This window comes from Mycobacterium noviomagense, from assembly GCF_010731635.1.
In the GTDB taxonomy this organism is placed as follows: Bacteria; Actinomycetota; Actinomycetes; order Mycobacteriales; family Mycobacteriaceae; genus Mycobacterium; species Mycobacterium noviomagense.
Window position 1 is genome coordinate 4,510,146 of the sequence record NZ_AP022583.1, and the last position, 12,601, is coordinate 4,522,746.

Here is a 12,601-nt window from a genome sequence, read left to right on the forward strand (position 1 = left end):
ACGCTAAAGCCCCTCAAACGGGGCCCTTTTGGGTGCTTTTGCGTCTGCTCGCGCCTCCCAGGACCGGTCGCGCCCGAGCCGAGCGAGCAGCTTCGACTGGATGTCGGCGTCGTCGTCGATGGGAACCGGGGCCGCGAACATCCCCGATGCGCTACGCGTGTCGCGATCCGCGGGCAGTTGCTCGAAAAACATTGCACACCAATCCGGATCAAGCCGGTCGTCCACCCCGACCGCGCGAGCCAGGTCCCAGGTATGCACCAACACGTCTTGAGTCAGCCGTGACAGCAGCGTGGTCAGCTCGCGGCGGGCGGGTGGATTGTTCCCGACGGCCGGCACCTCGACGACGCGCTCCAAGACATCGCCGCAATCGAATGCCGCGCACAACCGGTCGAACGTCAGCTCCCAGCGCCGGCGTGGGTCGTCGCGCGGACGATCCGGCTTTAATCCCAAGGGCCGCAAAACCAGTGCGTCGTGAAAGCCGATCACGTGCTCGACGACGTCCCGTGCGCTCCACAACTCACATGGAGACGGGCGATCCCACTTCCTGTCGCCTACCCGGACTGCAGCACCGAATCGTCGGCACACCGCCAGATGCAACTCGACGACGTCAGCCTTCATCGGCTGCGCCGGCCCGAATCACCGTACTGAGCTCGTCGCGTGTGCTCACCCCAACGCGCTGGCAGGCCCGGTAGAGGTGGCCCTCAACGGTGCGCACCGACATCACCAGCCGCTCGGCGATCTCGCGGTTGGACAGACCGGCAACGGCTAATTCGACCACCTCACGCTGGCGGCCCTTCAGCGGAAGCCCCACCATGCTGTGCAACGCCGGGGTGCACAGCCCGCCGCATTCGTCGGCCAGCTCCCGCGCGATCGCCCCCGCGTAGAGTCCCCGCTGCCGTTGCTGCCCGCCGGTGAAGACCGCAGCGGCCTGTGCGGCGGCATCGGCGGCGGCGGCACGATCACCGATCGCTCGGTATCCCGACGATGCCGCGAGCAGACCCTCGCCGTCGCCGGCCAGCAATGATTTAGCATGCTGCGCAACGATATTCGCGAGAGGAAGCGACAATGCGTCAGCTAGTTCACGGGCTCGATTCGCGTCGGACGCGTCACCCCATTGGGCCGCTGCCTGAAGGCACGCAAGCTCATGGGTCGGCTGACCGCGCTCGCGCGCCTCGATGCCCGCCTCATGCGCGGCCGCGATGGCGTCGCTCAGAAACCCTTTGGCCGCCAGTGTCCAGCCAGTCGCCAGGGACAACGCGGTCTGCATGAACAGATATTCGGCCGGCACGAACCGCTGAGTGTCGGCGAGTGCTTCCTCCGCTGCGGCCACCTGCCCCAGTTTGGCGTGCGCTTCGGCCAATCCGAAGCAACTGGCTGGACGTAAACCCGTTGTGGCGCCGTGTTTTTGAACTCCGGCACGGGCTTCGCGCAGGAGCCCGACGGCATTGGCAACGGAGCCGCGCACCAGTTCGGCGTGCCCCAACAAGAAGGCAAGGTTGGCGTATGCGAGACCGGGAACGTCTCGTGCCGAGTCCGAGATCCGCTGTGCGGACTGCACGCACTCGTCGATCCGGCCGGTCAATCGGCAGGCGCGGGCGTGCACAGCGCCGAACCAGAATCGCATCGGCGACGATTCGAACGCGGCGATCGCTCGGTCGATGGCCCGCTCGGCGACGACGCTCAGGTCGTCGACGTGACCAAGTGCGCCCATTGCCATGACCAGCGCGATCGAGGCCATCATCGCGTGAAAGTCGGAGAGCTTGCCCGAGCCAAGTGCTGCCCTGGCCTTCTCTTCTGCCGCAGCGCAGCGCGCAGACACCGCATCGACGCAGGCTTCGATGGCGATCCGTGCATTGCCCTCGGATGGTGATTCGGTTGCCGCAGCCAAGTCGTCGAGGATGGCCTCTGCCTCCTTCGGCCGGCCGAGCATCCAGATCAGGTTGGCGGCCCGGATGGTCGACCATCGGTGAGTATCTTCGCGACCGCTCTCACACACGCCGCGGAGAACCTCCTCGGCTTGTTCCCCTCGGCCGAGAAGCACGAGCGTCATTGCCCGCATCGGCGCCGCGTCAGGTGCATCGCACGCCGCTGCCGCGGCCGCGAACCGCTCGGCCGCATCGGGATCTAACAGCATCATCGCGTAGCGTGCCGCCGTGAGATATAGGTCAGGATCGGGATCCAAATCGGAGTCGAGGGTGAGCAGGGCCCGGCGCACTGTCGCCCGCATGTCGCGGTCGACCTCCTGACCCAGTCGTCGCGCCAACCGTCCACGGATCTTCGACAGATACAGTTCCCCGGCGGTTGCGCGTCGAAGCTCGCCGAACAGCGGATGCGCCAGCCGCGCCAAGCGCTCGCTTCCCGCTCGCTCGACCGTGACCAAATGCATCTGCTCAGCAGATTCGAGGTCTCGTCGGCGCACCAGATCGCAAAGCACTTCGACGCCAAGAGGTTCGCACTGCGACAAGGTGTCGACGACACGTGCCACCCCCGGGCTCATCCGGCTCAGCTGCCGACCCAGCATGTCGCTGAGGTTGGGCGATACCGCGACGTCGCCGTCCCACATCCACACCCCCGCTACCTGTCGCATTCGGCCGGCCTCGATCTGGTCGGCGAGGAGTTGCCGCAAGAACAGCGCGTTGCCGCCGGTTAGCTGCCAGAACCGCTCGGCGCTGCGGGCATCCACCGACCCGCCGACGGAGGATTCGATCAGCGAACGTGTTGCCTCGGCTGACAGCGGCCCAAGATTCAGCCGCATCAGCAGCTCGTCTTTCCACAATGCCGTGACGGCATCGGGCTCGTCCGCGCCTGTTCGCACTGTGACGACAAGTCGCACACCGCGGGTCGACGCCAACTGGTGCACGACGTGTGCCGACAGCCCGTCAAGAAGGTGCGCGTCGTCCACGCCGATCAGGACCCGGGTCCGATTTTGTTGGGCGACAAAGGTGTTGATCACGCGCCGCACATTGGGCAACGGGTCGGCGATCGCGTCGGTGAGCAGTGCGGCGAATGCGCCCAGCGGAAGTGGTCGCGCCGATTCAGTGCCGGCAATCCAGTTGGTGCGGTCACCGGCAGCGGCAGCGCGGGCCAGTACCTCTCGCGCGAGCCGGGTCTTACCCACGCCGGCGGCTCCGGCGATGACGACGCCAGAGCAATTGCCAAACCCGCTCAGCGCACGGCGAATAACTTTCAGTTCGCTCTCACGCCCGGTCAGCGGATCGCCGCTGATCACGCGCCGACTATAGCCGTGCACCGGTCTGTGACGTGGCAGTTCAGCAGTGATTCGCGAGTAGTCGACTACGCTATGCCGTCCCGGCCGTCGCCATGAGTATGGGTTTCGTCGCCAGACAACTCGACGAAGGCGGGTGTGCAATGGACAAGGTTGGGGACCGCGCAGTGGTCTTGGGTGCGAGCATGGCCGGCTTGCTGGCCGCCCGTGCGCTGTCGGACTTCTTCGAGACGGTCACAGTGGTAGAGCGCGACATGCTGCCTGACCAACCCACCAACCGCCGCGGCGTACCGCAAGGGCGTCACCTACATGCCCTGCTCGCGGGGGGTGCGCGGGCGCTGGAAAAGTTGTTCCCCGGGATTCTCGACGAGCTGGTGCTCGACGGCGCGCCTCACTTCGACGGCAGCGACTTGTCGAAGCTGCATTTCAGCCTTGCCGGTCACCGGGCGGTCAACACCGGTTCTGCCGAGGATCTCACTGCGTATCTGACGAGCAGGCCGTTCTTGGAACACCACGTCCGGCAATGCGTCCGCTCCATCGACAACGTCACGTTTCTCGAGGATCGCGATGTGGTGGCCTTGACGTCGACGACGGACCACGCCCGGGTCACGGGCGCCCAGACGATCGACCGACACAGCGGGCGAGGGGTCACTGTGTCGGCCGATCTGGTCGTCGACGCGACCGGACGCGCAGCCCGCACGCCGCTCTGGCTGGAGAAGCTCGGCTACGGCCGTCCAGTCGAAGACCAGGTGGTGGTACGCCTGGCCTACGCCAGTCAACTCCTCCGGTTGCGGCCCTCCGCCCTTCATGAGATGGGCGTGATGATCGGTGTTGTGCCCGGGAGGCCCACCGGCATGGGCTTCCTGCGTTGTGAGCATGAGAGGGGGATGCTCACCGTGTTCGGGATGGCGGGCCGGGTGCCCCCCTGCCAGCTTTCCGCCATATGCGACTTTGCCGAGGAATTCGCGCCGCCGCATGTGGTGGCCGCGCTGCGCGACGCCGAACCCATCGGCGCCGTGGCGCAACACCGTCTTCCGTCCAGCCGGTGGCGCCGCTATGACAAGATGCGGCGCTTTCCGCGCGGGCTGCTCGTCACAGGTGACGCGGTCTGCAGCTTCAACCCGGTATACGGGCAAGGTATGACGGTGGCTGCGCTGGAAGCGCTAGCGCTGCGTAGCTGTTTGACCGGGGGCGCAACCGATTTGGCTTCTCGATTTTTCAGGGCTACCGCGCCGGCGATCCGCCAGGCGTGGCAGCTGGCGGCCGGTGGCGATCTGGCGCTACCTGAAATCGAAGGCGCGCGACCCCTGGCAACAAGGCTGCTCAACGGGTATGTGGATCGCGTGTTGGCGGCTGCCGAATTCGATGCTGCCGCATTTAACCAGTTCAACAAGGTGATTGCCCTCGTTGATCCGCCGACGCGACTGCTGCGTCCTGCCATGCTGTGGCGTGCGGCCTCGGCCAACCACCATCGACGGCAACGGGGCGAGCAGCCAAGCGAGCCAGCCGCTTTGGTCGACCAGGTAGCGATCTAGCGGTCGCTACATCGTCTCAGCATCAATTCCGCCAACCCATTCGACGGCTTCAGCGACACTGCCCACTGTGGTCACACCCGGTGGCAGCGGCGGGCGGTCCACCATCACCACCGGAATATCCAGCGCCGCGGCAGCGTCGAGCTTCGCCCGAGTCATCTGTCCGCCGCTGTTTTTGGTGACCAGCGCGTCGATGCGGTGCTCGCGCATCAGCGCGTATTCCCCGGCGTAGTCATACGGTCCTCGCGAGAGCAGCAACTGGTGGCGGCGAGGCAGGCGATCGGAATCCGGTGCAGTCACCGCGCGGATCAAAAACCACGCGTCGCTGTGGACGAACGCCCCGACACCGGACCGGCCGGTAGTCAGAAACACTCGCGAATACTCCTGCTCGGCAACCACTTTCGCCGCTTCAGTATCGGACGTGACGACGATCGCATCGCCGTGATCCCAGGCAGGGCGGGCCAGCACCAGATGTGGCAGCCCCAGTTCCTCGCACACTTGCGCCGCATGGGCCGTGATGGTAGCCGCGAACGGGTGTGTGGCATCGACGACGGCGTCGACCTTTTCGTCGCGCAGCCACCGGCGCAGCCCGTCGACACCGCCGAACCCGCCGATGCGGACCGCACCCACCGGCAGTGCCGGGTCAGGCACCCGGCCGGCCAGCGAGCTGATGACGTCGACGTCAGGATGGAGCCGGGGCGCCAGTGCTCTGGCCTCGGCGGTTCCGCCGAGCAATAAGACCCGCATCAGTGCCGACTCCCCCGGGATCGCCTGGTCGAATACAGGTAGCTATCAGTGAATCCCTGCGCGGCCAGCACATCGCCGACGATGATGACCGCCGTCTTGGTGACGCCCGCGGCGTGCATCTGTTCGGCGATATTGGCCAGCGTCCCGCGCAGCACGATCTGTTGCGGCCAGCTCGCGAAAGCAACGACGGCCGTGGGTGTTCCGGGCCGGTAGCCGCCAGCGAGCAGTTGCGGAACGATCGCGGCGATCTGGGTAGCGGCCAAGTGCAACACCAGGGTGGCTCCTGATCGGGCCAGGGCGGTGATCTCTTCACCCGGCGGCATGGGCGTCGACAGCGTCGCGACCCTGCTCAACGTCACCGTCTGCGCCACACCGGGGACGGTCAGCTCCCGGCGTAAAGCCGCGGCCGCTGCGGCGAAAGCCGGTACGCCGGGCACGATTTCGTAGTCGACGCCCAGGGCATCGAGGCGGCGGCACTGTTCGGCCAGCGCACTGTACAGCGACGGGTCACCGGAATGCAGACGGGCTACATCGTGGCCGGCGGCGTGGGCGTCGGCGATCTCGCCGATGATCTGCTCCAAGGTGAGCGGACCGGTGTCGACGATCCGGGCGCCGGGTGGGCACAGCGCGAGCACGTCGTCGGGCATGATCGACCCGGCGTAAAGGCATACCGGGCACTGTTCGAGCAGCCGCTGTCCGCGCACGGTGATCAAGTCGGCGGCGCCGGGGCCGGCGCCGATGAAGTACACGGTCACCGCTTGGTCACCTCCCACTGGGTGACCGGCAGGTGCGGGCGCCAGGTCGTGAAACCGCCCAGCGGCTCGCCCTGGTAATACTGGAAGCGCCGCAGCTGCCCACCCAGCCGCGCATGTGCTTGACTTACAAAGGCTTCCGACTCCGCCGTGACAGCGTTGGCGACCAAACGGCCATCGGTCGGCAGATGCGTGAGGCAGGCATCGAGCAGCCCCGGCTGGGTGAGGCCGCCGCCGATGAAGACTACCGACGGCGTCGGCGCGCCGTCGAAAGCGTCAGGCGCTGAGCCACGTACGTCGATGCTCACACCGGACGCAACGGCGTTGCGGCCAATGCGGTCGCGGCGCGCTGCATCGCGTTCGAACGCCACAGCGGTGCAGCCACGCCAACTTTGGCACCACTCGACAGCGATGCTGCCTGAACCCGAGCCCACGTCCCACAACCGCTCCCCCGGCCGTGGCGCCAGCGCGGCCAGCGTCACCGCCCGCATGCTCTGCTTGGTGATCTGGCCATCGTGGAAAAAAGCGTTGTCGGGCAACGGCGCCACCCGCTCGTCGGGCAGGTAACGCACCGCGACCACGTTGAGGTCGTCGACGTCGCCCAGCGCGTTGGCCGCCCACTCGCGGGCGGTGCCGTCGCGGCGGCGCTCCCCGGGACCGCCGAGCTGCTCGAGCACACTGAATTCGGAGTCGCCCCGGCCGTTTTCGGTGAGCAGCCGCGCCAGAGTCGCCGGAGTGGCGGCGTCGCGAGACAGTACGACCGCCTGCCCGCCGCGGCGTACCGCTGTGTGTGGCTCGGCGGTGACGAGGCTGATCACTTCGGTGTCGGCAACGGTCCAGCCCATCCGCGCGCACGCCAGCGTCACCGCAGACACGTGCGGCAGGACCCGCACCCGCTCCGCGCCGAACAGCCGAATCAACGTGCCACCGATCCCGTAAAGCAGCGGATCACCGCTGGCCAGCACATGCACGTCGGTGTCACAGTCGAGCAGACCCTCCAGCGCGGGCAACATCGGGGACAGCCATGGCCGGCGCGCCGCGGCCACACTGTCGTCGAGCAGGTCGAGTTGCCGCTGTGACCCGTAGATGATTATGGCGCTGCGCAACTCGCACCGGGACACCTCCGACAGGCCCGCCATGCCGTCGGCGCCGATCCCCACGACCACAATCATTTGGCGCCGCTCCTCCCCATCGCTTCGCCCTGCATCGTCGCCAGCGCGGTTCATCGTGGCATCCTGCGCCAGACGAACTGAGGCAGCAGCCGCATCACGACAGCCGCCGGCCCCAATGCGCAGGGAACCCACACCGTGCGCCGGCCCTTGGCCAGGGCGCGGACCGTCGCGGCAGCCACCTGGGCGGGAGTGCTCGAGAGCGGCGCGGGCGTCATACCCTGCGTCATGCGGCCGATCACGAACCCGGGCCGAACGATCAGAACCCGCACACCCGTACCGTGCAGCGCGTCGGCCAATCCGCTGGCGAAGCCGTCCAGGCCGGCCTTGGCCGAGCCGTAGACGTAGTTGGCGCGGCGCACCCGCGCCCCGGCGATCGACGAGAACACGACCAGCGATCCGCGGCCCGACGCTCGCATCGTCGCGACCAGGTGGGTCAGCAAGCTGACCTGCGCAACGTAGTCGGTGTGCACGATCGCCACCGCGTGCTCGGCGTCGGTCTCGGCGCGGGCCTGGTCGCCGAGGATCCCGAACGCCAGCACGGCGGTGCCGATGGGCCCGTGCTCGGCAATGATCGACTCGACCAGCGGCCCGTGGGAGTCCAGGTCGTCGGCGTCGAACTCGCGGGTGTGTACGGCCGCGGCACCGGCCGTGCGCATCATCGCGGCCTGCTCGCCGAGCTGGTCGGCTCGCCGCGCGGCCAGGACCACGGTCGCGCCGGGTGCCAGACGCAGCGCCACCTCGGTCCCGATTTCGCTGCGGCCACCGAAAATGACGAGAGGCCCGCCACCCGTGTCATCCACGGCTGCGATTATGGCCTGCGCTAACGTGGGCCGCGATGGCGAAAACCACTACCCGGCTCAGCGCCGACGCGCTGGCGTTCCTCACCGAGCGCCATCTGGCGATGCTGACCACGCTGCGCGCCGACGGGTCGCCGCACGTGGTGGCGGTGGGTTTCACCTTCGACCCCAAGACACACATCGCCCGGGTGATCACCACCGGCGGTTCGCAAAAGGCGGTCAACGCCGAGCGCGGCGGGGTTGCTGTGCTCAGCCAGGTCGACGGCGCCCGCTGGCTGTCGTTGGAGGGGCGGGCCAGTGTGAACAGCGACATCGACGCGGTGCGCGACGCCGAGCTGCGCTACGCTCAGCGCTACCGCACCCCGCGGCCCAACCCGCGACGGGTGGTCATCGAGGTGCACGTGGAGCGTGTGCTGGGATCCGCCGACCTGCTGGAGCGGACCGAGGGCTGACTTCCGGACAGCTCTTGCCGGTGGAAAACTCGCGACGAGCTGGGATCGCTGAGCCAGACTAAAGCTATGACGGAACCTGCCGCGACGCGTGTTGCGGTCTATCTGGACTTCGACAACATCGTGATGTCGCGGTATGACCAGGTTCACGGCCGCAACTCGTTCCAGCGCGACAAGGCGCGCGGCTTCGACAAGGAGCCCGAGCGGCTGGCGAAGGCGACCGTCGATGTCGGAGCAATCATCGATTTCGCCTCGTCGTTCGGCACTTTGGTGCTCACCAAGGCCTATGCCGACTGGTCAGCCGATGTCAACGCCAGCTATCGCGGCCAATTGGTCGGTCGCGCAGTCGATTTGGTGCAGCTTTTCCCGGCCGCGGCGTACGGCAAAAACGGCGCGGATATCCGCCTGGCGGTGGACGCGGTCGAAGACATGTTCCGGTTGCCCGACCTGACCCATGTTGTCATCGTGGCGGGCGACTCGGACTACATCGCGCTTGCCCAGCGCTGCAAGCGGCTTGGCCGCTATGTGGTCGGGATCGGTGTGGCTGGTTCGACCAGCCGGTCGCTGACTGCCGCGTGTGACGAGTTCGTCACCTACGACGCGTTGCCGGGCGTTCCGGCCCCGCAGGCCAAGGACGGTGCGACGCCGACGCGCCGTCCCCGTCGCACCAAGGCAGCGCAAGAGCCTGACGAGGAGCCGGCTGCGCCCGACCCGCAGGCCGCGGCTACCGGCTTGTTGGAGCGCGCTCTGCGGATGGGTCACGAGAAGGACGACGCGGAGTGGCTGCACAATTCGGCGGTCAAAGCGCAGATGAAGCGGATGGACCCGTCGTTCAGTGAAAAGTCGCTGGGCTTCCGCTCGTTCAGCGACTTCCTGCGGTCGCGCAGCGAACTGGTGGAGCTGGATGAGAGCAGCACGACACGCATGGTTCGGCTGCGCGCCGATACCTAGCGGTCGTCAGACCGGCGTGGCGCCGGGCGCTCGGATCACCAGCGGCACCGCGGGGAAATAGCGCGCCATCTCAGGTCGCGACTTGGCCAGCGCGGCAGTGCCGTAGCCGCGATGCCGGTAATCGGGATGAATCCAGATCCGGACGTGAACCTCGCGGTCGGCCAGCTCGCCGAAGACCATTCCCACCTTCTGCGTTCCGTCGACGGCGACGAACCAGGCCGCCTCCTCGGCGTCGATGCGTGCCATTGCCTCGCGGATTTCGTCGTCGAGACCCCCGGCGGGCCCGCCGGATCCGTCGCCCGAGGCGCCCATGTTGGCGGTCCGAGCGGCGAAGATGTCACGGTCCGATTCGCCGGCGAACGGCCGCAACTCCAGGGTGTCGCCCGCGCTGGCCGGGCGCTCGTTGAGGGTGAAGCTCAATTGGCTGTTGAGGTCGTCGAGCTCGGCGGCGATCTTGCGTCGCGCGTCCTTGGTGAGCTGGTCGAACGCCATCGACATCACCGCCTCGCCGCCCAGGCGGGAGGTACCGAGCAAGGCGACGATCGCGTCGACGGCAGCGGGTCGATCGTCAGCGTCCACGATCGCGTCCAACACTTCATGCCGGCGTTCGAGGGCCTTGATCAAGGCGTCGGTGATGTCACGGCGGGCGGCGGCGCGGTCTTGATCGATCATCGCATCAGCCTAATCGCGCGGACGCACTCACACCCGACTTCGCTTGTGAGCGGGTCAGTGTGATCTGATGCCGGCCAGCGGACACCGCGACGACTGCGCCGGTCGGCTTACCGTCGAGCTGCACAGTCGCATCCGCCGGCAGGGCGGCAAGGGTGATCTGGGCGGCGCTGTCGGTGGCCACCGCGATCGTCGACGACGGCAGCGACGTCAAACCCGCTCGGGCGACGTCCACGGTCAGGCTGGCCACCCCGGTGAGACGCAGGGTCAGATACGGCAGCGGCGCCACAGCCGACCCTGGCAGCCATTTGAGCTCCGAGACCAACCCCGGCGTGTGGTCGAACAGCGCCAATCCGGTGTGGCGCCGCGTGGTGTGAGTGGGGTCCGGGCGGGCGTAAGAGCGCGCGTCGACCTCGGCGATCGCCCCGCGGCTCGCCGCCAGCTTCGGGTCGGCCGCCAACTTGGACAACCACCACACCTGGTGCGGCCCGATACCGAGGTCGTCCCGCACCAGCTGTGGATACCACGCGAAGGTGATGTGGCCCGGATCGGCTTGCCGCAGACCGGTGCCCATGTGGGCGACCGGGTCGTCGAACCTGTCCTGAAACACCCAGGCGATGTGGTCCTCGAACAGATAGTCCGTGAACCGGTACCGGTAGCCGAGCCGGTCGAGTTCCAGCGCCTGCTCAGCAGCCGACGCGAACGGCACCAGTTCGTCGAGCTGCCCGTGGGCAATGACGAACGGAAGCCAACGGGCATTGACCAGCAGCCGCCATGTGTCGCCCTCACGTGCGCAGTGCGACTCGAGGTCCAAGTCTGCTGGAATGTCGATGTCGGGCAGCAGCCGAACGCCACATGTCGGTGGGCCGGCGAGCACGACCGCCTGCGCGAACACTTCCGGGTAGGCCAGCCCGAGTTTGTATGTGCCGTAGCCGCCCATGGAATAGCCGGAAATCACAGTGCGATTGGGGTCGGTGCCGAGCTGTTCGGCGACCCGCGCCCACACTTCCCAGACGTCGAGTTCGCCTTCGTCGAAGTACCAACACGATGGTCCGCGGGCCAGCGGGGTGACCACCACCGAGTCACGTGCGTCGCACACTTCGTGCAGCAGGCGTGGGTCGAGCGCGGCGAATTGGCTTTGCCCCAGGGAAAGCGAGTGCAGCAGCAGGGTCAGCGGCAGCTTGCGGCCCGGCGCGTACGTCGCCGGCAGGCAAACCGAGTAAGGCTGCACCCGCCCGAGGAAAAGTGGCTTGGTGTTCAAGATGTCCAGGATGTTCTGGTCGGCTACGCCGCCTTGGCCCAGCTCGACCGAGGACACGTACCACCGGGTGGAGGGCCCGGTGATGACCGGGTCGGGGGTTTTTGCGCGGCCCGCAAGCTGGTCCCATGCGACGGCCACCGAGAACTGCGATACGTCGCCCTCGGTCAGGGCGGCGGCTTGGGCCTTGTCCGACCAGAAGTTCAGGTGCGGCGGCTCCTGTTCGTTGGTGCGGAAGGTGACGTTGTAGACGTTGGGTTGGCCGTCTCGCGCGCCGTGCTCGAGGGTCACATCGGCGAAACCGTCGCCCGCCGGGTTGGCCAGGCCCGCCGCCAGCCGAACGGTCCAGGTACCAGCGGGTTCCACCACCGAGCGCGGTATCCATGCCAGGAATGAACGCGATTTCTTATCGACTCTGTGCTCGACCGGCGTTGTCACCTGGGTGGCGAGGTCGATCAGCCGCGCGCCGCTGCTGGAGACCAGCAGCGCCAAGTCGATGCCTGCGGAACGTATTCCGGCGCCGGCTGGCCATACCTCGGAAGTCGCGCCGCCGCGGTCGGTGTCGAAGGTGAACAGCGCGATCGGCACCGCCGGGTCCACCAGCGTGTTCCAGTCGACGCGCCACCAGGTATCGGTGTCGGTCAGCCCGATCGCGACCCGGAAGATGTCGGCGCCGTTGTTGGCCGCGGGCCCCTTCGGATAGACGTAGGTGCCGCGCGGCGGGGCCTGGATCTTCAGGTCGCCTATCGGCAGGCCGGTGGCGCCGTGGTCGTCGTATAGGAAATCGGTCCAGAACAGCGCACCGCCGGCGAGGCGACCAGTGCCGCAGGTACGGGGAAACTCTTCACCGAACGGCCATCCGGCCGGTGTTGGAAGCGGCGGCTCCGGCTGCAGCGCTGCGGGCGGCACACCTTCGGGCATGCCGTGGACCACGACCAGTTCACCGGACGGTGCGGGCGTGGGTGCGACGGTGTGCACGACGGCGTCGGCGACACGGAGCGCGATACGGATCGGCAACAACGCGAGGTTCAGCAGCGACACAACGCCA

Annotated in this window: 11 protein-coding genes; 3 read left to right on the forward strand and 8 right to left on the reverse strand. The window is 67.5% G+C overall.

Annotation, left to right across the window (positions count from 1 at the left end):
• Nucleotides 1–3: 3 nt before the first annotated feature.
• Complete coding sequence (locus G6N15_RS21360) at nucleotides 4–618, reverse strand: TIGR03086 family metal-binding protein (RefSeq protein ID WP_083087391.1); 615 nt, start codon at nucleotides 616–618, stop codon at nucleotides 4–6.
• A complete protein-coding gene (locus G6N15_RS21365) occupies nucleotides 608–3,229 on the reverse strand; it encodes a LuxR family transcriptional regulator (RefSeq protein ID WP_083087392.1) in 2,622 nt (873 codons plus the stop codon). Before G6N15_RS21365 ends, G6N15_RS21360 begins: the two co-directional genes overlap by 11 nt.
• A 140-nt stretch (nucleotides 3,230–3,369) precedes the next feature.
• On the opposite strand from G6N15_RS21365, the gene G6N15_RS21370 reads away from it, so the two are divergent.
• Complete coding sequence (locus G6N15_RS21370) at nucleotides 3,370–4,761, forward strand: FAD-dependent oxidoreductase (protein WP_139797807.1); 1,392 nt, start codon at nucleotides 3,370–3,372, stop codon at nucleotides 4,759–4,761.
• A 6-nt stretch (nucleotides 4,762–4,767) separates the two neighbouring features.
• On the opposite strand, the gene G6N15_RS21375 is transcribed toward G6N15_RS21370, so the two are convergent.
• Genes G6N15_RS21375 through G6N15_RS21390 form a run of 4 tightly spaced genes read right to left on the reverse strand, consistent with a single transcriptional unit; the run spans nucleotide 4,768 to nucleotide 8,229 of the window.
• Nucleotides 4,768–5,508 carry a cobalt-precorrin-6A reductase gene (locus tag G6N15_RS21375; RefSeq protein WP_372506530.1) on the reverse strand — a complete coding sequence of 247 codons (741 nt, stop codon included), beginning with the start codon at nucleotides 5,506–5,508 and terminating at the stop codon, nucleotides 4,768–4,770.
• Complete coding sequence (gene cobM / locus G6N15_RS21380; protein WP_163748195.1) at nucleotides 5,505–6,260, reverse strand: precorrin-4 C(11)-methyltransferase; 756 nt, start codon at nucleotides 6,258–6,260, stop codon at nucleotides 5,505–5,507. Before cobM ends, G6N15_RS21375 begins: the two co-directional genes overlap by 4 nt.
• On the reverse strand, nucleotides 6,257–7,429 hold the full coding sequence (cbiE, locus tag G6N15_RS21385) for a precorrin-6y C5,15-methyltransferase (decarboxylating) subunit CbiE (RefSeq protein ID WP_083087418.1): 1,173 nt from the start codon (nucleotides 7,427–7,429) through the stop codon (nucleotides 6,257–6,259). The genes cobM and cbiE overlap by 4 nt, the downstream gene beginning before the upstream one ends.
• A gap of 50 nt (nucleotides 7,430–7,479) precedes the next feature.
• Nucleotides 7,480–8,229, reverse strand: a complete 750-nt coding sequence (locus G6N15_RS21390) for an SDR family NAD(P)-dependent oxidoreductase (RefSeq protein ID WP_083087394.1) — start codon at nucleotides 8,227–8,229, stop codon at nucleotides 7,480–7,482.
• Nucleotides 8,230–8,264: 35 nt separating this feature from the next.
• Here G6N15_RS21390 and G6N15_RS21395 point away from each other — a divergent pair, with 35 nt between their 5' ends.
• Nucleotides 8,265–8,678 (forward strand): F420-dependent biliverdin reductase, encoded by a 414-nt coding sequence (locus G6N15_RS21395; protein ID WP_083087395.1) that lies wholly within the window; start codon nucleotides 8,265–8,267, stop codon nucleotides 8,676–8,678.
• Between the two features lie 66 nt (nucleotides 8,679–8,744).
• Nucleotides 8,745–9,626, forward strand: coding sequence for an NYN domain-containing protein (locus tag G6N15_RS21400; protein WP_083087396.1), 882 nt, complete (start codon nucleotides 8,745–8,747; stop codon nucleotides 9,624–9,626).
• A 6-nt stretch (nucleotides 9,627–9,632) separates the two neighbouring features.
• On the opposite strand, the gene G6N15_RS21405 is transcribed toward G6N15_RS21400, so the two are convergent.
• Together G6N15_RS21405 and G6N15_RS21410 are read right to left on the reverse strand one after the other, a co-directional pair.
• Nucleotides 9,633–10,298: a GNAT family N-acetyltransferase gene (locus G6N15_RS21405; protein ID WP_083087397.1), complete on the reverse strand. Its 666-nt coding sequence runs from the start codon at nucleotides 10,296–10,298 to the stop codon at nucleotides 9,633–9,635.
• A gap of 4 nt (nucleotides 10,299–10,302) precedes the next feature.
• A complete protein-coding gene (locus G6N15_RS21410) occupies nucleotides 10,303–12,594 on the reverse strand; it encodes an alpha/beta hydrolase-fold protein (protein ID WP_083087398.1) in 2,292 nt (763 codons plus the stop codon).
• Nucleotides 12,595–12,601 lie beyond the last annotated feature (7 nt).